Below are 26,695 nucleotides of genomic sequence, written 5' to 3'. Positions count from 1 at the left end.
GCCATTTCGCGAGTGAATCTCAGGGCGGCGATGAATGTGGCGTGTTGCAAACACATTGAAGTCATAGAGCGAGGAAAACATGTGCTGCAGCATGCATTGCTGATCGCCGGATCAGCCAGAGAATGGACACGCCCGTGCTTCACACACCCGGTCATCGTCGCCGCTTGTCCGCTCAGCCGATGCGGCTCGGACTGGTGCTCACACTCCTTCTGTCCACGCTGCTGCCGGATGGACGCGCCTTCGCGGAGGAGTCGCTGCGGGACCAGTTGGAAGCGTGGTGGAATCAAACCCAGGCCGGCAAGAGAGGTCAGGTTGGGCAAGTCCGACAGGCGTCATCGGGGAGCGGTGCCAGAACCGCAAGGCATGTCGCCAAGCGCGGACGCCACGTCGCCAATGCCCGGGCCGAGGCAGGAGGAGGTGTCTTCGACCACGATAGCGGTCCGCGTCGCGACCGTCCGGGGAGATATTTCCTGCACGGACCGAGGTTCTAGTCCCGACGCTCTTGCGGGAATTTCCCGGGCGTCGCGTTCTTGCACTTGCGAAATGACAAGGCCTCCCATAGGTCAAAGTGATGTGTGGCGCGTTGCCGGTGAACCGCCGACGCTCGCATAGGTTGTTTTCGTGCCCTTCATCGCCGCCCCCCGGACGGCGGAGACAAAGGATCAATTCGATGAATTGGAAACTGATGATGACGGCCGCTGCCGTCGGCATGGCCGCGATCGTCGGCACGTCGACGATCGCTGTCAGTGCACCGGCCCCTTCCAAGCTGCTGACCTCGATCGACCCCGACAAGGACGGCACCGCCGACATGAACGAGGTCCGCACGGCCGCCGGCGCGCTGTTCGATCGTCTCGATCGCGACCACGACGGCACGCTCGACGCCAAGGAGCTGCGCGGCCGCGTTTCGGCCAAGGATCTCAAGGCCGCTGATCCCGACAATGACGGCACGCTGACCAAGGACGAGTATCTCGCGCTGGTGGAAGGCCGCTTCAAGGCGGCCGATCCTGACCATGACGGCACGCTCGATTCCAAGGAGCTGAAGTCGGTGGCCAAGCTGCTGAAGTGAGACGTCGGTCCGCACTGGACCGACGCGACACAGATATGAGCTCGAGGGCCTGTGATGGGAGACCGTCGCAGGCCCTCGCCTTTCAGGCGGATGCTCGTGGCGGGCCGGCAGGGACGGCGATTGGCCCTCACATGCTTGGGCGGGACATTTCCACTGCGAGACGAACCAGGTCGGGCAGGCTGCGCGCCCCGAGCTTCTGTCGCAGCCGGTAGGTCAGGTTGATGACGGTCTTGTAGCTGATGCCGAGCTGGTCGGCGATCGCCTGATAGGATTTCGCCTGAGCCAGCAGCGCAAGTGCCTGGCGCTCGCGCGGGGTCAATGCCGCGGCCGCCATGCCGTCCGGATCGGCGCGGAGCAGGGCGATGCGGGTGGCGAGCTGCGGGTCAAGATAGGTGCCGCCGGTTCGAACCTGTTCCAATGCCTTTGGCAGCTCGTGCGGCGGGGCGTCCTTTAGCAAATAGCCGTTGGCGCCGGCGTCGATCGCGGAGCGGACGATACGCGGATCGGCGTGCATGCTGAAGACCAGGATTCGGGCGCGGGGATCGTGCGACCGCATGCGTTCGATCAGACTGATTCCGCCGAGTTCCCGTCCCTGTAGACGCAGATCGACGATCGCGACGTCCGGCCGGTCGCGGATATAGGCTTGGTACCCGCTCTCGGCATCGTGTGCCTCGGACAGCGAGCGGATCCCGGCTTCGTTCAGCAGCCAGCGGCAGGCCGTGATCACGACCGGGTGGTCATCGACGAGCAGAACGCGATACATCCGATGAAGGTCTTGCCCTTATGGCGCCGACGGCGCCGATGCTTCCTCTACCATGTGAGTTCCCTTGCAAACCAGGATCGGGTGCAACAGTGCGGCCGAGGCTGGGAGATAGCTCGGCGAATTGATCGCCACTTTCCGGATCCGGGAAGATTGTCCCTAGGTCCCGAAGAATATTGCCCGTTGCGACGAACTGGAGGGCTGTTTACGAATGTTAACGTTCGTAAACGGGTAAATCGGCCAGTTCTGGTGCGGGTGGGGCTCAGGGGCATGAGCAGACGCCAGAGCCGGTCGACAAGAAACTGGGGGACGTCTTGACCAGACTGTCGGCGCTGAAGAGCGCGCTTCTCGCGACGTGTGCGTTACTGCCTACGGCTGCGTTCGCGCAGCAAACCCTGCAGACCATCGAGGTGGTCGGCGTCTCGCCCGTTCAGGGCAGCGAGATCGCGAAGGACAAGATTCCTTCCAATGTCGAAACCATCGGGGCGCGGGAGCTCGACCACAGCCGCGCGCCGACGCTGCTCGACAGCATCCTGCAATCGGTGCCCGGGGTCTCGCTCAGCGACCAGACCGGGAACGCGTTCCAGCGCGACTTGAATTATCGCGGTCAGACTGCCTCGCCCGTGCTCGGGACGCCGCAGGGCATCGCCGTCTACCAGAACGGCACCCGCATCAATGAGGCCTTCGGCGACGTCGTGAACTGGGACCTGATCCCGGAAATGGCGATTGCGCGCATGACGCTGATGCCGAACAACCCGCTGTTCGGCCTCAACGCCACCGGCGGGGCCATGTCGATCGAGATGAAGAACGGCTTCACCTATCAAGGCGGCGAAGCCCAGCTGTTCGGCGGCTCGTTCGGCCGGATCCAGTCGGGTGCGCAATACGGCTGGAACAACGGCACCTACTCGGCCTACATCGCGGCGGAGGGCGCCTATGACCGCGGCTGGCGCGACTATTCGTCGGCGTCGCAGGTCCGGCGCATGTATGCCGATTTCGGCGCGCGCGGCGACAATACCGAATTCCATCTCTCCTTCACCGGCGCCGACAACAAGCTCGGCTCGGTGGCCGCGACGCCGATCGAGATGTTGAACCAGCGCTGGTCCAGCGTCTATACTTGGCCGCAATCGCTGCATCTGCAGATGCAGATGGTGCAGGCGAGCCTCAAATGGGCGCCGACGGATACGCTCTCGGTCCAGGCCAACGGCTACTATCGCAATTACAAGTCGTCGCGCGTCGACGGCAACGGCACCGAGGTTGCCGCCTGCGATCCGGCGGGCGCGTTTCCCGGAGAGTTCTGCCTCAGCGATGCCGCCGGCACCGAGTTCCAGATGAACCGCAACGGTCCGACCGCCAACACGCTGGCGGGCGATGCGGCGCTGGGCCAGATCGACCGCAACACCGTCAAGACCGACAGCTATGGCGGCTCGCTGCAGGCTACCTCGACCACTCAGCTGTTCGGCCATGACAATCATTTCGTCGTCGGCGCCAGTGTCGATCACGGCAACACCAACTTTGCGGCGACATCGGAGCTTGGCACCGTCGACAACAACCTGTTCGTCACCGGCCTGGGCGTCTTCGTCGATCAGCCCAATGCCGGTCTCGCGCCGGTCAACCTGAACGCCAAGAACACCTATCTCGGCTTCTATGCGACCAACACGTTCGACATCACCTCCCAATTGTCACTCACGGCGGGCGGGCGCTTCAACTGGGCCCAGATCGACCTGCGCGACCAGACCGGGTTCGCGCCGCTCCTGAACAGCAACAACAACTTCCAGCGCTTCAATCCGGTGGTCGGCCTGACCTACAAGATTACGCCCAACATGACCGCCTATGCCGGCTATTCCGAAGCCAACCGCGCGCCGACCCCGCTCGAGCTCGGCTGCTCCGATCCGGCCAATCCCTGCCTGATCGACAACTTCCTGATCGCCGATCCGCCGCTGAAGCAGGTGGTGTCACGCACCATCGAAGGTGGTCTGCGTGGCGAGATCTCCGGTGGCCGCTCGGCCTACGCCGCCGATCTGCCGGCCTATCGCAAGGCGCCGGTCAAGGCGGTCGCCGTCGACGACGGCTGGCGGCTGCGCTGGGGCCTCAGCCTGTTCCGCACCGAGAACTCCGACGACATCATCAACGTCGTCGATCCGGCGAATCCCGTGCGCGGCTATTTCAAGAACGCCGGCACGACTCTGCGCCAGGGCGTCGAGGCCAAGCTCGACCTGACCTGGAACCGGTGGACCGCCTACGCCAACTACACCTTCATCGACGCCACCTTCCGCAGCGCCTTCGACGTCAACGATCCATTCCTGGGGGCCGCTGTGGGCGTCGTGTCCGGCAACCACATTCCCGGCATTCCGGCGCATCGCCTGAAGCTCGGCGCCGAATATGCCGTGACCGACGCCTGGAAGGTGGGCGCTAGCGTCAACTATGTCGGCAGCCAGTACCTGCTTCACGACGAGACCAACGTCTATCCGAAGGTCCCGGCCTATTGGGTCGTGAACGTCAACACGTCCTATCAGGTGACCAAGAACGTCGAGGTGTTCGGCCTGATCCAGAACCTGTTCAATCAGCGCTATTATTCGGCAGGAACCGTGTTCGATCCGGCCGGCTTCAACACCGCCGGCGGCGGAACGGCGTTCGCGTTGAACGATCCGCGCAGCATGGTTCCGGGAATGCCGCTCGCGGCCTATGCCGGCATCCGGGCGAAGTTCTGAGCCTCAGGAGCGGACGACCAGCCACCATAGGCGCATCCGCGCCGCGCCACGGCAGCCCCCCACCGTGGCAAGAAGGCCGGGAGAAATCCCGGCCTTTTCATTTGTTGATCGGAGCCTGCAGGTGTCGGAACCGGGAGCGCGAGTCCATCTCTGCGCTGTCCTCCGCGGTGGAGCGGTCCGCCGTCCTTGTCGTCAAAATTTCAGATCTAGCGGAAGAGTGGTGTTTCAAATGAAGCGGATGATGATAATTAGTCCGGGCGCTATGGGACTAATTCAGTTGTTAGTTTGACAATGTCCCGGGCGCTCCTAGAAACTTTCGCCTTGCTGGCTCCTGCCCACGTTTCGATACAATCGGTCATCAACAAGAAGCCGTGTATTGCGTACCGTGGGGCGTCAGGTGAAGTCAAAGAACAGAAAGCGCAGCGAGGCGGCTGCCGCAAGTTTTGTGTTGTTGTCGACGTGGATGGTTGCTGGCGAGGCAAGGGCCGAATGTACGACGCCAGGCGTCACCGTCACCTGCAGCGGGACCATCAGCACGGCAATCACCGTGTACGACGCCGCTGCGGCGACGGCGACGCCCTCGAGCGGCAGCAATTCCTATACGCCGGCGAACCCGGCCTTTCCGGTGACCGGCTACAATCCCAATCCGCCGACGACGATTATCACGCTGGATTCGACGGCCGTTCGCAATCTCACCACCAACACCCAGGCCGGTCTGGCCGATCGCGGCATGATCGCGGCCAATTTCTCCAATGCCGAGGATCCGGCCGTCAACAACGTCGTCATCAACAACGCCGGCTGGCTCAGCCTCACCACCAGCCAGCTCAGCGCCGGCCGGCTTCACGTCATCGTCGCCGACAGCCAGGTCAACAGGTTCACCGTCAACAACACCGGGACGCTCGCCGCGACCCAGAATTTCTACGGCGCGTTCGATCCCGCCAAGCTGAGCGTTTCCGTCGGTGCGACCGCGACGGGCCGCTACAACGGCACCAACCTCGCCATCATCTCGGCGCTGTATTCCGACGACAACACCAACGGCTTCGTGGTGAACAACCGCGCCGGCGGCACGATCTCGGCGACCGGCAACTATGCCGCCGCCTATTACGGCCGCGCCGACACCACGATCACCAACTCCGGCACCATCGCCAACACCAGCTGGACGGCGGCGAGCCGCTTCTATGATGGGCACTGGGCCATCGGCGCCTTCGCCGGCGCCGAGTTCGATACGATCCCCGGCAGCAATCCGGATTCGCCGCTCTACAAGTTCGACGCCGGCGGCAATGTGACGGTGACCGAAACCAAGGCGCTGACGCTGACCAACACTGCCGGCGGCGTGATCAAAGGCGATATCCTGGCGCTCGACACCAATCCGCTGACCACGGCCGCGGGGCTTGCGGCGGGATCGACCTTCCCGCTGACCGGCAGCGGCTCGAACTCGGGCCCGCGCGACAGCGTCATCAGCAATGCCGGCCTGATCCAGGGCAACCTCTATCTGGGCTCGGGCGAGCACGACATCGCCAACAGCGGCACGATCTTGGGATCGATCTCGGTCGACCAGAGCGCCTCGCGCGGCTCGTTTGCGAAGGCGACCGCAGGCACCGTCGCGGGCACCTATAGCAGCTCCGGCTCGGGCACGGACGTCAACGGCAATGCCTGTCCGACGGCGGGCGCGAACACGACCGATCCGCTTTGCGCCGCCAGCACCACCCAGGCGGCGACGTTTTTCGGCGCGCGCACCTTCAATCTGGTCAACACCGGCGCGCTCGGCGGCGACATCATTATCAACGACCAGGATGGTGCGACCAATACCATCCTGCTGAAGGGCACCGGCTTCAGCGGCAACGTCGTCGCGCAGAACGGCCTCGGCAGCAATTCGCTGACGCTCGACGGCGTGACCAGCCTCGCCAGCATCGTCAATTTCGGCATGCTCGACCTGATGAAGTCGCAGGTCACCATGAGCGGCGGGGCCGGCGTGCAGCTCGTCGATGGCGCGGTGTTGCGCACGACGATCTTCGGGCCGGGCGGCACCGCGGCAGCGCCGTCGACGAAGATCGGCAACATCACCGGCGCGGTGACCTTCGCCGGCGCGGGGACGGTTGCGCCGACGCTTCAGGGCATCGTGCGCAATGGCGACTTCTACCGTGTCGCGACGGCGGTGTCGGCGACGCCGCTCGACGTCGATTTCTCCAGCGCGCTGGTCGGCTTCACTGCCGATACCTCGACGGGGGCTCTGCTGCTGAACGCGTCCGTGCGGTCGCCCGCGACCGTCGCCGGCATCTCGCCCAGCAGCCTTGCCGCGCTCGACGGCCTGCTTGGCTACAACGGCAGCAATGCGCGGCTGCAGGCGCTCGGCGGCGCGGTGCAGAGCCTCAGCACCGACCGGGAGGTGCGCGGCGCCGGCGATCAGTTGCGTCCGCTCGTCAACGGCGCCCAGGTCCAGGTGCCGCTCGGCACCGCATCGCTGTTCCAGAACCAGATCGACAACCGGCTGACGGCGGCGGCCGCGTCGCCCAATTCGCGTGTCGCCTCGGCGTTCGCCGACGACGCCGATCCGCTCGCCTCGATGCTGATGGCCTACCATCCGACCAAGGCTCGTCCGACGGTGAAGGCGCCGCTGGCGTCGGCCATCGCGCCCGAGCCGGAGCGCACCGTCTGGGGCAGCCTGATCGGCACCAATGCCTCGCAGCGTGACGTGGCGGGTGTTGCCGGCTACAGCGGCAACACCGGGGGCCTCGTCGCCGGCATCGATCAGCGGATCGACAATGCGTTCCGCGTCGGTGCTGCGTTTGGCTACGCCACCAGCAGCATCGACGATCGGACCGCCGCCGGCGATGCGGTCGGCATGCAGCACTATCAGGGCACGGTGTACGCCGCCTATGTTCAGCCGTCCTGGTACGTCAACGGCTCCGCAGGCATCGCGCTGGTCGACTACACCACCACGCGCCGCGTCAACTTCGCGGGCTTTACCGACACCGTCTCGGGCAGCCACAAGGGCTGGCTTACGCTGGTGCGTGGCGAGTTCGGTGTCCCGGTGAAGCTCGGCGAGGCCGTGCTGACGCCGTTCGCCGGCGTGACCTACGGCCGTCTCGATCAGCAGGCCTATATCGAGATCAGCACCGCAGGTGCCGCGCTCGCGATCGCCAGGCAGACCACCAACTCGGTGCGTTCGAACCTCGGCTTCCGTTCGACCGTTCCGCTGCTGGTGACATCGACCTACGGCTTCGGCCTGGAGACGCTGGCGGCGTGGCGGCACGAGTTCGGCAACACCGCGCAGAACGTGACCGCAAGCTTTGCCGGCGGCAGCGCGACCTTCCTCGCCGCCGGACCGTCGCCCGAGCGCAACCTGGCCGAGCTGGGCGCCGCGCTCAAGCTGGTGGCGTTCGGCGAGCGTCAGTCGATCTCGCTGGGTTACAACGCCGTGGTGGGTAGCCAGTATCTCGAGCAGTCGGCGCTGCTGAAGGTGCGCGCGGAGTTCTGAAGCGGCTGCCTCGGGCAGGACCTGCGAAGCACGACGTAGAAGGCCGGGAGCAATCCCGGCCTTGTCGTTGCTTGACCAAAGGCGTGACGTGTCTCCGCTGCCGTAGGGTGGGCAAAGGCGCGCGTGCGACACTGCATGCCACGAGCTCAACTCCACCGCGCGCCGTGCCCACCATTCCTTCCGCTTGCGCGGATGCACGGTGGGCACGCGACCGCCCTGCGGGCGGCTGCTTTGCCCACCCTACGCAGCCGGTATGAATCGTCGATGAGTCTGCTCACGATGGATTTTGGGCAATTATCCCGCTGACCTCGTGAACGAGATCGCTGCGCGCTTCTGGAATTTGCGAAGCATCGCGATTAGTTGCTGCCGGCCTCCTCCAACTACGAACTTCCGCCACAGAACCCGACCAGCTATTGCGCATCGTATCGAGCAGCGAGGTGGTGCACGTGAGCCGTAGATATTCAAGCCTTGTATCGATCATCACGTCATCGATGGATGCCGTTCACCGGCCCCACGTGCCTCCTTGGGTACGAGCGACAATCTCTGTCGTGCTTCTCGCCGGCAGTCTGGGGGCGCATTCTCTGCTGCTTGGCGATGCGGCGGCGCGCGATCTCGATGGGCGTTACGCCAATTCTCCGCTCAAAGGCTGGTTCGAGAGTTTGCGTTCGGGCAAGGGGCTGTGCTGCTCGGATGCGGATGGCACCGCGCTCTCGGACACGGATTGGGACACGAAGGATGGCCGCTACCGTGTTCGCATTGAAGGCCAATGGTGGGTCGTTCCGGAAGAGGCCGTGGTGACCGAGCCCAATCGCGCCGGCCGGACGATGGTATGGCCCGTGTATTATCGCGAGCTGAATACGGGCCTGCGCATCGATGTGCGGTGCTTCCTGCCGGGCAGCATGATATAGGTGGGGATGTGCCGGATCGCAGAAGCGCAGGGTGGGCAAAGGCGCGAAGCGAGATGTCGCGACAGGCGCGGCCTCTCGTGCGCCGTGCCCACCACTCCCTCCGCTCTCGCGGAGGCATGGTGGGCACGCGGCCGCCCTGCGGGCGGCTGCTTTGCCCACCCTACGTGATGGCGACTACTCCGCCGCTTGCGCCGCTTTCAGCGTTGGATAATCGGTGTAGCCCTTCTCGCCGCCACCATAGAGCGTGGCGCGGTCGAGCTCGTTGAGCGGGGCGCCGGTCTTGAGGCGCTCGACCAGGTCGGGGTTGGCGATGAAGGGGCGGCCGAAGGCGATCAGGTCGGCGGCGCCGGCGTCGAGCTGCTTGTTGGCGAGCGCGAGGTCGTAGCCGTTGTTGGCGATATAGGTGCCCTTGAAGCGCTTGCGCAGCGACGCGTAGTCGAACGGCGCGACGTCGCGCGGACCGCCGGTCGCACCCTCGATGACGTGGATGTAGACGAGCTTCAGCGCAGCGAGCTGGTCGACGATGTAGTCGAACAGCGCCTGCGGATTGGAATCGGAGATGTCGTTCGCGGGCGTCACCGGCGACAGCCGGATGCCGGTCTTGTCGGCGCCGATCGCCTCCGAGACGGCCTTGGCGACCTCGAGCATCAGCTTTGCGCGGTTCTCGATCGACCCGCCATAGGCGTCGGTGCGCTTGTTGGCGCCGTCCTTGGCAAACTGGTCGAGCAGATAGCCGTTGGCGCCGTGGATCTCGACGCCGTCGAAGCCGGCCTCGATCGCATTGAGCGCGGCCTGCTTGAACGCCGCGACGATGCCGGGAATCTCACTGAGCTCGAGCGCGCGCGGCGTCGAGACGTCGGTGAAGGTGCCGCCGACGAAGGTCTTGGTCTTGGCAGGAATCGCCGAGGGCGCGACCGGGGCGCCGCCGTTCGGTTGCAGCGAGACATGGGAGATGCGGCCGACGTGCCAGAGCTGGACGAAGATGCGGCCGCCCTTTGCGTGCACCGCGTCGGTCACCTTGCGCCAGCCGGCGATCTGCTCCTTGGAATAGATGCCGGGCGTGTCCTGGTAGCCCTGGCCCTGCTGCGAGACCTGGCTGGCCTCGGAGATCAGCAGGCCGGCGGAGGCGCGCTGGCTGTAATATTCGGCCGTCAGCGGGCCCGGCGCGAGGCCGTCCACGGCGCGGTTGCGGGTCAGCGGCGCCATCACGACGCGATTGGCCAGGGTGATCGGACCGAGCTTATGCGGCTCGAACAATTTGGATGCACTCATCGGGTCTTTCCAGGAGAGAGGAGGGGGTTGTGGTCAATTGTGCATTGCCGCGAACAGCGCAATGCCAGGAGGTATCCGTCCGACGCAAACGAGCTGCGCGATCGGGGCCGCCGCAACAAGCCGTTCGTTGGGTAGCCTGCTGCAGAAAACAAAAGGGGGTCAGGCAACCCCGAGGAAGTCCCGCTTGCCGATTTCGACGCCGTTGTGGCGGAGGATGCCGTGCGCGATCGCGGCGTGGAAATAGAAGTTCGGAAACGAGACGCGGTTAACGAAGTCCTGCCCCTTCAGGGTCAGCGTGGTGTTGGGCCCGCTTGGAAAGGTCACGTCGCGGCTATCGGCCCCTTCGAACTGCGCCGGCTGGAACGTCTTCAGGTAATCGATGGTTCTGGCAAGCCGCTGGCGAAGCTCGGCGAACGTCGTCTCGGTGTCGGGTGTGCTCGGGACCTCGCTGTGGGAAAGCCGGGCGCAGCCTTTGGCGGCGAAGTCGCAGGCGAGCTGGATCTGTTTGGAGAGCGGCAGCATGTCCGGATACAGGCGAGCGCCGAGCAGGACCTCGGGGGCGATCTTTTTGGCTTCGCAATGGGCCTCGGCCTTGCTGAGCAGGCCGGACAGGCTGCCGAGGATCTGGAGGTAGGCCGGCACGGTCGAATCGTAAAAGGACATGATGCTCTCTTTTGGCAGGAGACGTCGCGACGAAAGCGCGCGCCCTCGGAGATGGGGCGGCGTCCAAGAGAATGCAACTGCATCTTTCTGATTTTGCGGTCGCCGTGCATTCCAGTCGTTCACGCTGAGGTCACGGCGATTGTAGACGCGTCCCCTAGAGGATTTCGCCAAGCCGTGGACGAAATGCCGGATCGAGGTCGTGGAGAACGACGAGCCTGGGTGGCCGAACATGGTCAGGATGAAGATCGGCGCTACAAGCCAAATTGGGCTTCAATTGTCCGTCTGCTCGCGCTTTTGTCCTGAGCGATCGTCTGGCGGTCCAATTCCAAGGTGATAAATTGGAATAGCCAAGAGCGGACGACACGGTCGCATGAAGTCGGACAATAGGTCATCAGCAATTGAGAGACGAGGAGCGTCGCGCGATGATGTCGGCTCACCTACCGTGTCGCTGTCGCTGAAGCCGGCGCCGCCTGCGCCCGCGGTGTGCCGCGCATGCCTACGAGCAGTTCCGCCGTTGGCCAGGAATCGGCCGGCAGCCCGAGCCGCAACTGCATCGTTTTGACCGCGATACGGCTCTGCTGGCCGAGCACGCCGTCGACCTTGCCGACGTCGAAACCGGCCTTCACCAGGAGCTGCTGCAGCTCCTTGATCTCGTTGAACGGCAGTTGCGCGACCGGGCCGCTGGCTTTGCGCATCGGCGCCGCGCCGGCGATGCGGGTGGCGAGATAGGCCGCGGTGGTCGAATAGATCAGCGAGTTGTTCCATTCGGTATAGGCCGCGAAATTGGCGTAGGCCAGGAACGCCGGGCCGTTGCGGCCCATCGGCAGCAGCACGGAGGCTTCGAGCGGATCGTTCGGCAGCGACCGGCCGTCGGCATAGGTCACGCCGAGGCCGGCCCATTTGCTGCGTGGCGCCTTGACGGTGAGATCGGCCTGCTCCCAGGGGAAGGTCTGGGGCACGCGGATCTCCTCCAGCCAGGGTTCGCCGCGGCGCCATTTCAGCCCGGTCGCGATGTAGTTGGCGGTCGAACCGATCACGTCGGGCGCACTGCGCAGGAGGTCGCGGCGGCCGTCGCCATCGTAATCGACCGCATAGGTGACGTAGTGGGTCGGCAGGAACTGAGTCTGGCCGAGTTCGCCGGCCCAGGAGCCGATCATCTCGGACGGCGTGAGGTCGCCGCGGTCGATGATCTTCAACGCGGCGACGGTCTCGTTCTGGAAGCGCTCGCTGCGGCGGCAGTCGTAGGCCAGCGACACCAGCGAGGGCAGCACCGGCAGGTTGCCCATGTTGGCGCCGAAATCGCTCTCCAGGCCCCAGAACGCGGCGATGACCGCCGGCGGCACGCCATACTCCTTCTCGGCGCGCGCGAACGCCGCCGCATGCATCCGGATGTGCTGCTGGCCGTTCTGCATCCGGTAGCTTGCTGCCATGCGGCCGGCGAACTCGGTGAACAGCTGGCCGAACACCCGCTGGCCGCGGTCGCGGTTGACGATGCCCTGGTTGTAGGTGAGGTATGGCGAGGCGGCCGCGATCGCGCTCTGCGACACGCCGTCGGCCATGGCACGCTGCTTCAGCTCGGCGAGAAACCGGTCGAAGCTCTGGCCGCTATGGCAGGCTGCGGCGCGCAAGGAAGGCGCCGGCCTCGGACGCGGCGCGGCCGCTTCCGGCGCCATTTGCGCCGCGGCGCTGACAACCAGCATGAACGAGGTTGCGAGCGCGCTGAAGATGACGCGCAAGGCAGTCGAAGAGCTTCGCATCCGGTCTCACCGATGGCTGTCAGGTCGTTGTCCAGCCATCGATATCCGATGCGGGGGGCGGGAGGGAAGGGGGCAGGGGCGAATAGCGAATGGCGAATGGGGAACGGCAAGAACCCTATTCGCTACTCCCTATTCGCTACTCGCCCTTTCATCCCACCTTCGCCAGCGCCGCCTGCGCCTCGCTCTGGATCCGCTTGAGATGCTCGGCGTCGCGAAAGCTCTCGGCATAGAGCTTGTTGACGTCCTCGGTGCCGGAGGGGCGCGCCGCGAACCAGCCGTAGTCGGTCTCGACCTTGATGCCGCCGAACGACTGGCCGTTGCCCGGAGCCTTCGTATGCACCATGCGGACGGGATCGCCGGCGAGCTCCTTCAGGTTCAGCATTTCCGGCGTCAGGGCCTTCAGCGCCGCCTTTGCCGACGGGCTCGCCGGTACGTCGATGCGCTCATAGACTGGCGCGCCGAGCTCTGCCGTCAGCTCCTTGTAGAGTTCGCTCGGGTCGCGGCCGCGCTTGGCCATGATCTCGGCCGCGAGCAGTCCGAGGATCAGGCCGTCCTTGTCGGTGGTCCACACCGTGCCGTCGCGCTTCAGGAACGACGCGCCTGCGCTCTCCTCGCCGGCGAAGCCGAAGCTGCCGGAGCCGAGGCCCTCGACGAACCATTTGAAGCCGACGGGGGTTTCGACGAGCTTGCGGCCGAGCTTGCGCGCGACGCGGTCGATCATCGAGCTCGATACGATGGTCTTGCCGATCGCGGCGTCGCTTCGCCAATCGGGCCGGTGCGCGAACAGATAGGAGATGGCCGTCGCCAGATAGTGGTTGGGATTCATCAGCCCGCCCGAACGCGTGACGATGCCATGGCGGTCGGCGTCGGTGTCGTTGGCAAACGCGACATCGAAGCGCTCGCGCATGCCGATCAGGCTCGCCATCGCGTAGGGCGATGAGCAGTCCATCCGGATCTTGCCGTCCCAGTCCGCGGTCATGAAGCGGAAGGTGGGATCGACGAGCTCGTTCACGATGGTGGCATTGAGGCCGTAGCGCTCGATGATCGGCGCCCAATAGGCGATCGCCGCGCCGCCGAGCGGATCGATGCCGATCTTGATGCCGGCCGCCTTGACGGCGTCGAGATCGACGGTGTTGGCGAGATCGGCGACGTAGGGCGTGATGTAGTCGTAAGCGTGCACCGAGGCGCGCTGCTTGGCATGACTGTAGCTGATGCGCGACACGCCATCGAGGTCGTTGGCGAGATAGACGTTGGCCTGCCGCTCGATCTCGGCGGTCGCGTCGGTGTCGGCGGGACCGCCATGCGGCGGATTGTATTTGTAGCCGCCATCCTCCGGCGGATTGTGCGACGGCGTGATGACGACGCCGTCGGCGAGATGCGCCGTGCGGCCCTTGTTGTAGGAGATGATGGCGTGCGAGATCACCGGTGTCGGCGTGTAGCCACCGTCCTTGTCGACCATCACCTCGACGCCATTGGCGCCGAACACTTCGAGCGCGCTGGCGAGCGCCGGCTCGGCCAGCGCGTGGGTGTCGATGCCGACGAAGAGGGGGCCGTCGAGGCCCTGCTGGCGCCGGTAGTCGCAGAGCGCCTGGCTGGTGGCGAGAATGTGGTTCTCGTTGAAGCCGGTCTTCAACGACGAGCCGCGATGGCCCGACGTGCCGAACGCGACGCGCTGGGTCGGCTGGTGCGGGTCGGGCTTCAGCGCATAATAGGCCGTGATCAGCCGCGGAATGTTGGCGAGCGCGGCATTGGCGATCGGCTTGCCGGCTGCGGGGTCTGTCTTGGCCATGGAGCATCCTTCGCAAGTTCGAGAAACATCTGCGGCGGCGCTTCGTTCCGCCGCGGCGGGCGCAGGGAACGCGGGGCGTCGCGACGAACCTGCCGCAACATGGCGGCGTGCGGTGATCCGATCAACGGAATTCGTGCACGCCCCCCGCGGCGGCGTGAAGCCTATTTGATATCCGCTGAGGGAATGCCCGGTTCTCGCGGTCGAGGCCGGCCAATGCCGCCGCCTTGTGCGCGCGACATTAACCACGCCTCACTGAGTCCGCGTGCCGGGACCGGCGCTTAAGCCTGAGTTTAACGGATGGCCCTTGAAATAGCAGGCCAAAGCAGAGGCGCGTCCCGTGCGCAGGAGAGTCGTCAGGAGCGGAAAAGTGAGAGCGCTTTGTCTCGGCGCGTTGGCCGTCGTTTCAACCTTGGCCCTGGCCGGCTGCAGCCACCAGGTGACGCCGCAGGTGGCCTCGCCTTGCGTCGATCTGAGCGGAAGGCCCTGCGTGGACGGTCCCGTCGCCGACGAGCCGCCGCAATCATTGGAGCCTGCCAAGACGATCCGTAAGCCTGCAGCCGCGGTCGCGCGCCGCGCGGCCCTGCAGCGCAAGCACGCCCACGCCGCAAAGCGCCGGGTCAAGCCGCAAATCGTCACCGCCAAGACGACTGAAAAGCCGATTGAAAAGGCGATTGATAAACCGATCGAAAAGCCGCTCGCGGCGCCGGCGCAAACGCCGCGGCCCGATCCGGTCGCGCCAGCTGACGGCGCGCCCGCGCCGGTGATCAAGACCCCCTCCGCCACGACGGACACGCCGAATCCGGCCAAGGTCCAGAGCGACGTCATGGTGGCTGCGGTGACGGTGGCGGCCGAGCTGGCCGAGCGGATGACCGCGCTGCGTGTCCCCGAGGGGCCCGCCGACAGTCATCTCGTCGCGGTGCTGCTGGCGCGTCCTACCGTGCGCGGAGTGGGCGATCTCAGCGGCAAGGTGATCGCGATCGACGAGCGCTATGCCAAGTCCAACGCGAAGATCACCGCGGCCATGAATGCGGCCGGTGCGACGGAGGTGCTGCTGCTGGAAGGACAGGCCACCGCGATCACCCGGCTGAACAATGGCGAGGTGAGCGCAGCCGTGGTGGCCCTGGTCTCGCCGGAGGCCGCGGAGGCGTTTCCGAAGATCGCGGGCTTTCGCCGGTTCTCTGTCGTCCTGAAGCCGTAGCTTCAGGACGTTGTTCCACAGACCGGCTAGGTCGCGGCGGTGCTGCGCGCCGGCCGCGGCAACGCCGCGCCTTTTGCGGCGGCGATGCCCCTGGGGAAGCCGCTGCGGTCGCTGTAGAGGCGCTTGCGGCCGCGTCGCGGATCGTGCTGGCTCTTGACGTCCTGGGCGCACATGTAGTCCAGCGCGGTGATGCCGCCGACCATGACCAGCGCCGCCAGCACGCTGCCCACGCGCGGATTGCTCGGCCTGAGCTCACCGGCCAGCGTCATCATGTCGAGCCCATCGCCGGCGACGCGGCTCAGCAGGCCGGCCCGCTTCTCCACCGACAGCGTGAGCACGCCGGCGAACAGCTCGCGCACGCCACAGGCGCGCACCAGTCCCTCGCGACCCTCCATGCCGAGCGCATGGGTGACGCGGTGCGGCGCCAGCAGCTCCAGCGTGCCGAGCGCAATGCTGAACCAGCCGAGCTTGCGGGCCAGACGATCGGCCGGCGTCAGCGAGCTCGGGCCAGTCGAGATGATCTTGGGGTCGCCTTTCGACCTCACGAGATTCGAGACATGAAACATGCGATGCGATCCCTTATGGCTTCAGCACGACCTTGACGCAGCTGTCCTGCTTGTCACGGAAGGCGCGATACATCTCGGGCCCCTGTGCAAGCGGAACGGTGTGGGTGATGACGAAGGATGGGTCGATCTGGCCATCCTCGATGCGCTGCACGAGGTCGTCGGTCCAGCGGTTGACGTGGGTCTGGCCGGTGCGGATCGTCAGGCCCTTGTTCATCAGCGCGCCCATCGGCACCATGTCGGACAGTCCGCTATAGACTCCGGGGATCGAGACGATGCCGCCGGGACGGCAGACATAGATGATCTCGCGCAGCACGTGCGGCCGGTCGTTCTCGAGCATGAACATCTGCTTGGCGCGATCGATCACGCTATCGGGCTGTGCGAGGGTGACATGGCTCTCGAAGCCGACGCAATCGATGCACTTCTCCGGGCCCTTGTTGTCAGTCAGCTCGTTCAGCCGTCCGACCACGCTCTCCTTGTCGAAATTGATGGGGATGGCGCCGCCGGCCTCGGCCATCGCCAGCCGCTCCGGAATGCGGTCGATCGCAATCACCTTGGAGGCGCCGAGCAGGATGGCGCTGCGGATCGCCATCTGTCCCACCGGGCCGCAACCCCACACAGCGACCGTATCGTCCGGCTCGATGTCGCATTGCGCGGCCGCCTGCCATCCGGTGGGGAAAATGTCGCTGAGAAACAGCGCCTGCTCGTCCGTCATGCTGTCCGGAACCTTGATATGCGTGGCGTCGGCGAACGGCACGCGCAGATACTCGGCCTGGCCGCCCGGATAGCCGCCGGTGAGATGCGTGTAGCCGAACAGGCCTGCGGTGGTGTGTCCGAACACCTTCTCGGCAAGATGCTTGTTGCGGTTGGTGGTCTCACAGACCGAGAAATTGCCGCGTCGGCACTGCTCGCATTCGCCGCAGATGATGGTGAAGGGCACGACGATGCGGTCGCCCTTCTTGAGCTTGCCGTTGACGCCGGAACCGACCTCGACGACCTCGCCCATGGTCTCGTGGCCCATGATGTCGCCGGGCATCATCGCCGGGATGTAGTTGTGGAACAGATGCAGGTCGGAGCCGCAGATCGCGCAGCTCGTCACCTTGATGATGGCATCCCTGTCATGCTCGATCTCGGGATCGCTCACCGTGTCGCAGCGAATGTCCTCTTTGCCATGCCAAACCAGCGCCTTCATACAGTCCTCCGGGCAGAATGTTGCGGAGGCAAGTCGAAGGGCGCGGCGATGGTTGCTATCGAGGGCGGAATTTTCGGAAGTGGCGGGGCGTCCGGAGCCCGGCTCAGGCCTTCTTGGCGGCCTTCTTCGCCGTGGCCCTCGCAGGAGCCTTCCTGGCCGCCTTGCCAGCTTGCGGCTTGGCTGCCGCGGCGTCGGCCTTTTTCTCCGGAGGCTTGGACTCCGCCTTCCTGGGCAGCTCCGCGGCGGCGGCCTGGCGCATCGCGCGGGCGTAGCTGTCGGCGACGTTGTCGGCGGAGATCAGGAGCCGTCGGGCGGCGGCATTGGCCTGCTCGACCGCCTCGCGAGCGAGCAGCTTGAAGCGCTCCTTGGCGTCCTTGTCCTTCGCCTTGACGGCCATGCCGTTGAAGCGGTCCTTGCGCTTCTTCGCCGCCGCCAGAATGGCCTTGTTCTGCTGCTTGGCCAGTTGCCGGATCACGGCATCAAGATCGGCATCCGCCATCGTCGTCCCCAACTCCCCCAGAGAATCAGCGCGCCCCGGCGCTGCAAACCGCGCGGACTATGCAATCGGCGCAGCCGCTTTGCAATCGGGGTACCAGAGGAGGGGTGCCGCGCAGATCAGGGGGCGGCGGGCGGATGAGACCCGTCCGGCATTCCGTGTTGGGCCCGCCAAAAACACTGTCCGCATGGCAGTCATGTCACTCTGAGTGGTGCATCGACACCGCCGGAAGGCCGCTTACGACAATCGGAAACGCAACGTAACCAATTCTCGGCAATTCCATCAATTCCAATGCAACGCTTGATCCGCAACATTCCCGGCAACATCACCGTGTTCGTTGGAGTGTGGCCGTGCTGGCCGGAAATAGATACCTCAGGCTATTGTCGCGTTTCCGTCGCGACCAGAGCGGCAACATCGCGATCATCTTCGCGCTTGCTTTGCTCCCGATCCTCGCCTTCGTCGGCTCGGCGATCGACTATTCGATGGCCGTGCGCGCCAAGGCGAAGCTGTCGGCTTCGATCGACGCCGCGATGCTGGCTGCGACCGGCTACACCGCCATGCGCGGCGCCGCGTCGGACGCCAAGACGGCGGCGACCAACATGTTCAACGGCCAGATGGCGGCGCACAATCTGGCGGCGGACTCGCTGAACATCGATATCAGCGATAGCGTCACCGCGCGGACCGTGACCGGCAGCGCCACCGTGGTGGTCAAGACGGCCTTCATGCACATGTTCGGCTACCCGACCATGACGGTCTCGGCCTCGTCGTCGGCTTCGGCCTCGTTCCCGACCTATATGGACTTTTACGTCCTGCTCGACAACTCGCCATCGCAGGGCCTCGGCGCAACCACGGCCGACATGACGACGCTGCAGAATGCGACGTCCGACAAGTGCGCCTTCGCCTGCCACGACACCTATACGTCGAGCTCGAAGAAGACGCTGCAGACCAACAGCTATTATTCCATCGCCAAGAAGAAGGGCGTGACGATGCGCATCGACGTCGTCCGGAGCGCGACGCAGTCGCTCACGGACACGGCGACCGCCAGCCAGGTCGTCAGCAACCAGTACCGCATGGCGGTCTACAGCCTGGGCAGCGACTGCGGCTCGCTCGGCCTCACGACCATCGCCAGCCTGTCCTCGAGCATGTCCTCGGTGAAATCGTCGGTCGGTTCGCTCGACCTGATGACGATCCCCTACAGCGGCTACAACAACGACATGTGCAGCGATTTCGACGGTGCGATGTCCGCGATGAACGGCGTCATCCCGACCCAGGGCGATGGCTCGTCGACCAAGCCGCAGAAATGGCTGTTCTTCGTCTCCGACGGCGTCGCCGACTATTCCTATCCGACCACCTGCAGCAAGACAGTTCTCTCGGGCGGCCGCTGCCAGGAACCGCTGAACACGACGACCTGTGATGCGTTGAAGGCTCGTGGCATCAAGATCGCCGTGCTCTACACCACCTATCTCGCGATCACCAACAACAGCTGGTACACGACCTATATCGCGCCATGGCGGGATTCGATCAGCGGCATCATGAAATCGTGCGCCAGCCCAGGTTACTACTACGAGGTCGATTCGAGTGGCAGCATCGGCGCAGCGCTTACCGCGCTGTTCCAGCAGGCGATCGCATCGGCGCATCTGACCAAATAGGGCAGGTCGTCCAGGCGCTCATGCGGGAAGTGCGACGAGCTGCTCCAGCGTCGCGCCATCCCTGAGGACGGCCAGGATCTCACGGCGCGACAGGAAGCGGATCGCCTGCGTGAACGAGCCGGCCCCTGCGATCCGCGCCTTGGCGGTGGCGAGGTCGACGTCGATGTCGCCCGGCTCGCGCCGCTGTGGCGCGGGCAGGGCATCGACATGCTGTCGCCGCAGCTCGGCATTCCGCTGCAGCGCGACCAGCGCGGCCTCGCGGCGGGGCTCGGGTTCATCGGCAAGCTCCCGCGCCCGGATCAGCACGCGCGGTGGCGTCCGGTCCTCGGGCGTCACGAACAGGGCGGTGCCGGTGCTGCGGCCGCCCGTCAGAAGTCCGATCGGAATAGACAGCACGAGGCCGGCAATGACCGGCGACATCCAGGCGAGCAGAGGCAGCGACACCGCATAGGCGCTGGCAGCCATTGCGAGGCCGCACAGGGTGGGCAGCGCGAACTTTCGATAGATCTCCTGCCGGCTCACGCCGCCGTCGCTGCGGCGCTGTACCTGCCAGCCGGCATCACGCCCCATCAGGATCTCGATCACGGCGACCGACTGGAAGATCATCATCGAAGGCGCGATCAGGGCCGCGAGCAGCGTTTCCGCCAGCACGGCGACACAGAGGCGCAACCCGCCGCCAAAGCCTCGGCGGCGCGTCGGCGTGAACAACGTGACGAGGCAGGCGAGCAGCTTCGGCAGCATCAGCAGGCCGAGCGTCGCCGCGAAGACCTGGGCGGCGAGCACCGGGTCCTGGGCCGGCCAGGTCGGAAACAGCGCAAAGCCCTTCGGGAAGTATTCCGGCCGGACGAAATTGGCCTGCAGCGAAATCAGGATGCCGAGCACGAGGAAGGCGAACCACAGCGGCGCGGTGATGTAGGCGCCGATGCCGATCAGCAGGTGCAGCCGCGATACCCAATGCAGGCCGCGCGCCGGCAGCACCGCCAGATGCTGCAGATTGCCCTGGCACCAGCGGCGGTCGCGCGCGGCATGGTCGATCAGCGATGGCGGGACTTCCTCGAAGCTGCCGTCGAGGTCGACCGTCATGTAGATGCCCCAGCCGGCGCGGCGCATCAGCGCGGCTTCTATGAAGTCGTGGCTGAGAATATGCCCGCCGAACGGCTTGCGGCCGCGCAACTCCGGCAGGGCCGCGTCCTGCGCGAACGCCGCGACGCGAATGATGGCGTTGTGGCCCCAATAGTTGCCTTCGGCGCCGTACCACCAGGCGTTGCCGGCCGCGATGACCGGCCCGTAGAGTCGGCCGGCGAACTGCTGAAGGCGAGCGAAGAGACTGGTGCCGTTGACGATCACGGGCAGGGTCTGGATCAGCGCCGCTTCCGGGGCGTGCTCCATCGCATGCGCCAGCCGCACCACGGTCGGGCCGCTCATCAGGCTGTCGGCGTCGAGGATGATCATGTGATCATGAGCCGCGCCGAAGCGCCGCACCCATTCGGCGATGTTGCCCGCCTTGCGGGCGACATTGTCGGCGCGGTGCCGGTAGAACACGCGATCGGTGCCGCAGGCCTCGCGCAGCGCCAGAAACGCGGCCTCCTCGCCGATCCAGATGTCGGGATCAGTGGTGTCGCTCAGCAGAAACCAGTCGAAGTGCTCGGCCTGACCGGTCTCGGCGACGGATTCGATCATGGCCCGCAGCCGCACCATCACCGCATGCGGATCCTCGTTGTAGGTCGGCAGCAGCATCGCCGTGCGGCTTGCGAGATCGGGCAGAGGGCCGTCGATGTCGATCGCGATCGTATCGCGCCGCCGCCCCAGCAAGGCATAGAAGCCGGCCAGCGCGCACACGAAGGCGAAGGCGATCCACGCAAGCAGGATCGAGAACAGCACCAGCACCATGCCTTCCAGCACGGTCACCCCGCCGACCTCGATCACTTCGTACATCTTGTAGCAGCCGGCCAACGTCAACGCGGCCGTGCCGGCGAAGATCAGCGCGCGCCGCAACGCGATGCGTGGCCCGCTCGTGATCGCCTGTTGCGCCGCCGGAACGTGATGCAGCGGCGACGGCTCCATCGCGAGCGGCGCTTCTGCGGGAAGGAAGCCGTTGATCGCCGCGCGATGAGGCGCGCTCATCTGCCTTGAGGTTACGGCGTCCATCGATAGATCCAGCTCTCGGAGACGAGCTTGTCATTGGCGGTCAGCTCGGCGCGCAGCTCGACTGGTGCGCCATTCACGGCACATTGGAAGCTCAGCCGCCATCCGCCCGTCTCGGGGTTGGGCTGCGTGACGATGTTGGTCACCTCCGCTTTGTCGGCGCTGACCACGCCTTTGACCTGGCCCGGATCGAGTTCCTTCAAGGCGTCTCCCTCGAGCTCGAGCACGAACAGCCGTCCTTCGCCGTGAACGCCGACGCCGGTGCGAGTGACGCGCGCGAGCGCATGCGGCTTCGGCGCATCCTGGCCCCAATGCAGGCGGTAGGTCATGTTGTGCTCGCCCTTGGCGGCGAGCGGCGCCTTCGGTCGCCAGAATGCGGCGATGTTGTCGTGGATCTCCTGCTTGGTCGGAATCTCGAACAGCACCACCGCGCCTTCACCCCAGTCACCGATCGGCTCGATCCACAGGCTCGGCCGCCGTTCGAAATGCGATTCCAGATCCTGGTAGGCGACGTATTTTCGCTCCCGCTGCATCAAGCCGAAGCCGCGCGGGTTGAGATCGTTGAACACGCTGACCTGCAGGTCTCGCGGATTGCTCAGGGGGCGCCACAACTGCTCGCCCTTGCCGTTGAACATCGCCAGTCCGTCGGAATCGTGCACGGCGGGGCGGAAGTCGTCGACGTCGTTGCGGTCGTTGGGTCCGAAGAAGAACATGCTGGTCATCGGCGCGAGCCCGGCGTGAGCGATCTCGACGCGCGGATACAGCGAGGCCTCGACGTCGAACACGGTCGTCTCGCCGGGACGGATGGTGAACCGGTAGGAGCCGGTGGCGCTCTTGCTGTCGAGCAGCGCGTGCACCACCATCGCGGTGGCGCCGCCCGTCGGCTTCTCCAGCCAGAACGCCTTGAACACCGGAAATTCCTCGCCCTTGGCCTCGCCGGTGTCGATCGACAGCCCCCGCGCGGAGAGCCCGTAGATCTCGCCCTTGGCGACCGCGCGAAAATAGCTCGCGCCAAGAAACACACAGACCTCGTCGTAGTAGTCCGGCCGGTTCATCGGCGCGTGGATGCGGAAGCCGGCAAAGCCGAGATCGGCGGCCGGGAACGCCGCGACCTGCCGACCGAATGCAAAGTCCTCGGGACGATAGGCCACGGGCTTGGCCTGCCCGTCGGCAATCTCGTAGATGTCGACCCGGTCCTTGTAGATGGAGCCGCGGTGGAAGAACTGCGCCTGGAACGGCAGGTTATCGCCGCGCCACAGCGCATGGTCCGGCAGGAAGCGGATCGAGCGATAGGCGTCGTAGTCGAGCTTGGCCAGCGCGTCCGGCAGCTTGTCGTCCGGCTCGGCGAATGGCTTAGCCGCGAGATTGCGCGCGAGGTCGCGGACAGTGGCTGCACTGAACGGCTGCGCCGCTGCCGACGCACTCCGCGCCAGCGATGCGGCGACCGGGATCGCAGCCGCAGATTGAATGAACTGACGACGATTCAACTTATTCTCGCTTTGCTGCATGGAACTGCGGAGCAACATTTCTGAAGGCGTCGGGTTCCATCGGGAAGCGCGACCTTTCAGCCCGAACAATCGATCGTCGTGTCCGAACGGCACATGAACGACGATCATGACGCCGCTGACCGGTCGTTGCTCGCACGGCTCTATATTGGCAAAGGCGAGGGGGGAGGCTTCAACGTCGGACGAGTCCGATCCGACCTGGTCGACGGTCGATCGGCAAGGCGTCAGCCGATCTGGAACGCAACCATACGCGCAGGCCCGTCACTTCCGGACACTCCGCCGTCCCTTCAGGTGCGATGAGCCAGTCTCCCAAGCCGCTGCTCCCTTCGATCCTGTCGCAGCGATAGCCGGGATGGTTGCTAAGGCCACGGCCGATCAACACGTCGACCTTCCCTTCGACCAACTCATGCAAGCCGGCCGGCTGCACGACCCGCAATCCGATGTCGGGATGTGTGCCGCGGAAATGCTCCAGCGCGAGGCGACGCAAATCGAAGCCGTCGTGGACGCCCAGTTGCAGCAGCACCGCGCATCGGGGTTTGAGCTGCAAGGTCGCATCTGCGATGCGGCGAAAGCCGTCGGAGATCCCGACCAGATAGGACTTTCCCTCCGCCGTCAGGACGAGTTGCTTGTGCAGCCGCTCGAACAGACGCACCCCGAGGCGCAGTTCGAGGGCCTTCACGTGCTGCCCGATAGCGGCGGGCGTCACATGCAGCTCATGCGCAGCCAGCTTGAAGCTGAGATGTCGCGCCGCAGCTTCGAAGGCTCGGAGCGCGTTCAGGGGAGGGAGGCTGTAGGTCATCGTCAGGCACTCTGGCACGGCAGGTCCGTAGGCCTGCAATAGATTTTCTTTCGCTGAGCCGCAGAAACTCTGCTTTGAGGCGCGCGGATGGTCGCGGGTAGGGTTGCTTGCTCAACGTGCTGGCCGGACAGGTCCGGCAACGAAGGAGGTTCGATGTCCGATATCCATCTCTTCTACCAGACGCACATCGGCGCCATGCAGGACGCCATGCGCCAGCGCCTCGACCTTGCCGGTCCCTTCCTGAGCCAGCGGGCTGAGCTGTCTGACATCGATGCAATCAGGACCGACGTCATGAAGGAGTTCGACGTCGTGCTCAACCAGCTTCCATATGTCGGAGGCACCGCAAGCCGCATGACCGCGTTCTTCATGCAGCTCATCGGCTTCATGGCCATGAGCCGTGTGCTCCGGCGACACGGCTTGCCATCCGCCGTGATCGGCGACATCGAACGAGAGGTCCACAAGGCGCAGCTGCTCACGGAGCCTGAAGCGCAGCGCCTCGAAGCGGGCCGCCGATTCATGTCGCCCGAGAACCGGAGCTTCTTGCGTCAACAGGCGGCGTTGAGTACATCGGAAAGCCATCGGCGCGAATTTCCTGACGACTTCGTCTACGACGTCGTCGAGCCCGGCCCGAGTGACACCTTCGAATTCGGCATCGACTACAAGGCTTGCGGCTTCTGCAAATTCGCCGCTCGTCATGGTGACAAGGACATCCTGCCGAACATCTGCGGGCTGGACGTCGACGCCTATGCGACGCGCGGCGTCCGGCTCGAGCGGACGCAGACGCTGGCCGGTGGCGCAAGCCACTGCAACTTCCGCTTCTCGCGGCTGGCCTCGGATTAGGTCGGATCATTCTTTGGCAACGCGAGGTTCTTCCAAACGAAAGCTCTCTTAGCGATTGCAGTTCGTAGGGTGGGCAAAGGCGCGCATGCGGCGCTGTCTGCATCGGGCGCTGCTCTCTGCGCGCCGTGACCAATGATGTGGATAGATGGGGCTAAAAACGCGGTGTCAGTCCGGGGCGCGCGAAGCGCGAGCCCGGAATCAGGGCCGCAGGCGGTGTCGTTGGATGGATTCCTGGTTTGCGCTTCGCGCGCCCCGGAATGACGGAGGAGAGAGCCGTGGTCTCAAAGCTCCCTCGCATTGCTGAACGCGAACGAGCTGACGCGCCGCGTGGTCTCGTCCAAGATCAGCGTGCGCGTGATCGGCGGCTCGGCGCGCTGGGCGCAGTTCTCCCGCTCGCACAGCCGGCAGTTGACCCCGATCGGCGTGCCCTCGGTCTTCTCCAGATCGATGCCGGCGGCATAGACCAAGCGCGACGCATGCCTGATCTCGCAGCCGAGGCCGATGGCGAAGCGTGGCTGCGGCAGCGGATGCGGCGCGACCGGGCGGCGGACCATCTGGGCGATCGAGAAATAGCGCGAACCGTCCGGCAGCTCGATGATCTGCTTCAGAAGGCGGTCGGGCGTGTCGAAGGTCGAATGCACGTTCCACAGCGGGCAGGTGCCGCCGAACTTGGAGAACGGGAAGGTGCCCGACGAGAAGCGCTTGGAGACGTTGCCGGCATTGTCGACGCGCAGCATGAAGAACGGAATGCCGCGGGCGTTCGGGCGCGACAGGGTGGTGAGGCGGTGGCAGACCTGCTCGAAGCCGGTGTTGAAGCGCTGCGCCAGCACGTTGATGTCGTAGTTGAGCGCTTCGGCCGCGGCGAGAAACGGGGCGTAGGGCATCATCACGGCGGCGGCGAAGTAGCTCGCCAGCGTCATGCGGTACAGCCGCCGCGAGGTGTCGTCGAGCGCGCCGGCGCGGCCGATGATGAGCTCGAACTGCGGCAGGCATTCGGCCATGCCGAGCTGCACCGCGAGCTGGAAGGTGCGTCCGGGGCCGTCGACCAGTTCGGAGATCAGCAGCTGGCGGCGATGGCGGTCGTAGCGGCGCAAGGTCTCGCGCATCACGTCGACCGGCATCACCCGCGTCTGCACCGAATGCTTTTCGCGCAGCCGCGCCGCGAGCGCCGCATAGAGCCCCTCGGCCGGCACGTCGAGCGCGTCGCGCAGGCTTTCGGCCTGCTGCTCGAGCTCGGCGAAATAGTTGCGGTTGGCTTCGATCAGGTCGCGCACGCGCTCGATCGGGTTGGCCTCGAAACGGGCGCCCTCGTTGCGGTCGGCCATCTGCGCCGCCACCAGGGTCTCGCCGCGGCGCGCCTCGGTGTAGGCCGCGTACAGCCGCTGCAGCGCGTGGGTGACGCCGGGGCAGAGCTCGGCGAGATCGCGCAGCTCCTGCTTGGGCAGCTCGATCTGGCGGAACAGCGGATCGGAGAAGATCTCGTTGAGCTCGGCGAAGAAGCGGTCCTCGTCGGCGCTGGCGAGGTCGCGCAGGTCGAGGTCGTAGGTTTCGGCCAGCCGCAGCAGGATCTGGGCAGAGACCGGGCGCTGGTTGCGCTCGATCAGGTTGACATAGCTCGGCGAGATCCCGAGGCCCTCGGCGAGCTGGGTCTGCGACAGCCCCAATTGCTGGCGGATGCGCCGGAAGCGCGGGCCGACGAACAGCTTTTTTCCGGATTCGCCGGGCATCGCGATCCCCCTTCGGGCCGGCCGGCCCGCTTTTGTGACAAAATTTACAAAATGACATTTATGACAAGTGATGATGTTACATGACATCACCATTCGAAAACAAGGGCTCTATACGAAACAGCCGGACTCGCGTTTATCTCTGTCACGCAATTCGCAATGCACTGTCAAAATTGTGACGGT

The 26,695-nt window shown here is 65.3% G+C and carries 20 protein-coding genes; 7 read left to right on the top strand and 13 right to left on the bottom strand.

The genetic code is table 11. The features are described from left to right. Positions 1–709 precede the first annotated feature (709 nt). Complete coding sequence (locus QW868_RS15790; protein WP_316230911.1) at positions 710–1,066, top strand: EF-hand domain-containing protein; 357 nt, start codon at positions 710–712, stop codon at positions 1,064–1,066. A 127-nt stretch (positions 1,067–1,193) separates the two neighbouring features. Here the strand turns inward: QW868_RS15790 and QW868_RS15785 are convergent, their stop codons facing one another. Continuing rightward, positions 1,194–1,829, bottom strand: a complete 636-nt coding sequence (locus QW868_RS15785; RefSeq protein WP_316230894.1) for a response regulator transcription factor — start codon at positions 1,827–1,829, stop codon at positions 1,194–1,196. 311 nt (positions 1,830–2,140) lie between these two features. Between QW868_RS15785 and QW868_RS15780 the strand changes: the two genes are divergently transcribed. Next, positions 2,141–4,534 carry a TonB-dependent receptor gene (locus QW868_RS15780; protein WP_316230893.1) on the top strand — a complete coding sequence of 798 codons (2,394 nt, stop codon included), beginning with the start codon at positions 2,141–2,143 and terminating at the stop codon, positions 4,532–4,534. A gap of 393 nt (positions 4,535–4,927) precedes the next feature. Here the strand turns inward: QW868_RS15780 and QW868_RS15775 are convergent, their stop codons facing one another. After that, positions 4,928–5,080, bottom strand: a complete 153-nt coding sequence (locus QW868_RS15775; RefSeq protein ID WP_315773427.1) for a hypothetical protein — start codon at positions 5,078–5,080, stop codon at positions 4,928–4,930. A 1-nt stretch (position 5,081) separates the two neighbouring features. Here QW868_RS15775 and QW868_RS15770 point away from each other — a divergent pair, with 1 nt between their 5' ends. Both QW868_RS15770 and QW868_RS15765 read left to right on the top strand, forming a co-directional pair. Then, positions 5,082–8,012: an autotransporter domain-containing protein gene (locus tag QW868_RS15770; protein ID WP_316230892.1), complete on the top strand. Its 2,931-nt coding sequence runs from the start codon at positions 5,082–5,084 to the stop codon at positions 8,010–8,012. 491 nt (positions 8,013–8,503) lie between these two features. Further along, positions 8,504–8,920 carry a hypothetical protein gene (locus QW868_RS15765; RefSeq protein WP_316230910.1) on the top strand — a complete coding sequence of 139 codons (417 nt, stop codon included), beginning with the start codon at positions 8,504–8,506 and terminating at the stop codon, positions 8,918–8,920. Positions 8,921–9,094: 174 nt separating this feature from the next. On the opposite strand, the gene QW868_RS15760 is transcribed toward QW868_RS15765, so the two are convergent. The 4 genes from QW868_RS15760 to pgm form a co-directional block, all read right to left on the bottom strand. Beyond that, a complete protein-coding gene (locus tag QW868_RS15760; RefSeq protein WP_315811801.1) occupies positions 9,095–10,192 on the bottom strand; it encodes an alkene reductase in 1,098 nt (365 codons plus the stop codon). A gap of 159 nt (positions 10,193–10,351) precedes the next feature. Continuing rightward, positions 10,352–10,855 (bottom strand): DUF1993 domain-containing protein, encoded by a 504-nt coding sequence (locus QW868_RS15755; protein ID WP_315717326.1) that lies wholly within the window; start codon positions 10,853–10,855, stop codon positions 10,352–10,354. A 437-nt stretch (positions 10,856–11,292) separates the two neighbouring features. Beyond that, a complete protein-coding gene (locus tag QW868_RS15750; RefSeq protein ID WP_316230909.1) occupies positions 11,293–12,528 on the bottom strand; it encodes a lytic murein transglycosylase in 1,236 nt (411 codons plus the stop codon). Positions 12,529–12,760: 232 nt separating this feature from the next. Continuing rightward, positions 12,761–14,401 (bottom strand): phosphoglucomutase (alpha-D-glucose-1,6-bisphosphate-dependent), encoded by a 1,641-nt coding sequence (gene pgm, locus QW868_RS15745; protein ID WP_315796820.1) that lies wholly within the window; start codon positions 14,399–14,401, stop codon positions 12,761–12,763. Positions 14,402–14,768: 367 nt separating this feature from the next. Between pgm and QW868_RS15740 the strand changes: the two genes are divergently transcribed. After that, positions 14,769–15,599 carry a hypothetical protein gene (locus QW868_RS15740; protein ID WP_316230891.1) on the top strand — a complete coding sequence of 277 codons (831 nt, stop codon included), beginning with the start codon at positions 14,769–14,771 and terminating at the stop codon, positions 15,597–15,599. A 26-nt stretch (positions 15,600–15,625) separates the two neighbouring features. Here QW868_RS15740 and QW868_RS15735 read toward each other — a convergent pair whose 3' ends face one another. The 3 genes from QW868_RS15735 to QW868_RS15725 all read right to left on the bottom strand — a co-directional run bounded on the left by QW868_RS15735 (position 15,626) and on the right by QW868_RS15725 (position 17,853). After that, entirely contained in the window at positions 15,626–16,165 is a 540-nt protein-coding gene (locus tag QW868_RS15735; RefSeq protein WP_316230890.1) for a hypothetical protein, read from the bottom strand. A 13-nt stretch (positions 16,166–16,178) separates the two neighbouring features. After that, the gene (locus QW868_RS15730) at positions 16,179–17,354 is read right to left on the bottom strand and encodes a zinc-dependent alcohol dehydrogenase (RefSeq protein ID WP_315796823.1); all 1,176 of its coding nucleotides are present in this window, start codon (positions 17,352–17,354) and stop codon (positions 16,179–16,181) included. Between the two features lie 103 nt (positions 17,355–17,457). After that, on the bottom strand, positions 17,458–17,853 hold the full coding sequence (locus QW868_RS15725) for a hypothetical protein (protein ID WP_315796824.1): 396 nt from the start codon (positions 17,851–17,853) through the stop codon (positions 17,458–17,460). A gap of 347 nt (positions 17,854–18,200) precedes the next feature. On the opposite strand from QW868_RS15725, the gene QW868_RS15720 reads away from it, so the two are divergent. After that, positions 18,201–19,499: a TadE/TadG family type IV pilus assembly protein gene (locus QW868_RS15720; RefSeq protein WP_315738376.1), complete on the top strand. Its 1,299-nt coding sequence runs from the start codon at positions 18,201–18,203 to the stop codon at positions 19,497–19,499. An 18-nt stretch (positions 19,500–19,517) separates the two neighbouring features. On the opposite strand, the gene mdoH is transcribed toward QW868_RS15720, so the two are convergent. The 3 genes from mdoH to QW868_RS15705 form a co-directional block, all read right to left on the bottom strand. After that, complete coding sequence (gene mdoH, locus QW868_RS15715) at positions 19,518–21,647, bottom strand: glucans biosynthesis glucosyltransferase MdoH (protein ID WP_316230889.1); 2,130 nt, start codon at positions 21,645–21,647, stop codon at positions 19,518–19,520. Beyond that, positions 21,635–23,131, bottom strand: coding sequence for a glucan biosynthesis protein G (locus QW868_RS15710; RefSeq protein ID WP_316230888.1), 1,497 nt, complete (start codon positions 23,129–23,131; stop codon positions 21,635–21,637). The genes mdoH and QW868_RS15710 overlap by 13 nt, the downstream gene beginning before the upstream one ends. Before the next feature lie 190 nt (positions 23,132–23,321). Further along, positions 23,322–23,948, bottom strand: a complete 627-nt coding sequence (locus tag QW868_RS15705) for a LysR family transcriptional regulator (protein WP_315796827.1) — start codon at positions 23,946–23,948, stop codon at positions 23,322–23,324. 153 nt (positions 23,949–24,101) lie between these two features. Between QW868_RS15705 and QW868_RS15700 the strand changes: the two genes are divergently transcribed. Continuing rightward, entirely contained in the window at positions 24,102–24,788 is a 687-nt protein-coding gene (locus QW868_RS15700) for an L-2-amino-thiazoline-4-carboxylic acid hydrolase (protein WP_316230887.1), read from the top strand. A gap of 281 nt (positions 24,789–25,069) precedes the next feature. Here QW868_RS15700 and QW868_RS15695 read toward each other — a convergent pair whose 3' ends face one another. Beyond that, on the bottom strand, positions 25,070–26,515 hold the full coding sequence (locus tag QW868_RS15695) for a short-chain fatty acyl-CoA regulator family protein (protein WP_315738371.1): 1,446 nt from the start codon (positions 26,513–26,515) through the stop codon (positions 25,070–25,072). Between the last annotated feature and the right edge of the window lie 180 nt (positions 26,516–26,695).

Source organism: Bradyrhizobium sp. SZCCHNR1051, from assembly GCF_032489615.1.
Taxonomy (GTDB): domain Bacteria; phylum Pseudomonadota; class Alphaproteobacteria; order Rhizobiales; family Xanthobacteraceae; genus Bradyrhizobium.
Note: the sequence above shows the minus strand (reverse complement) of the source record. Positions and strands in the feature narration are given on the sequence as shown.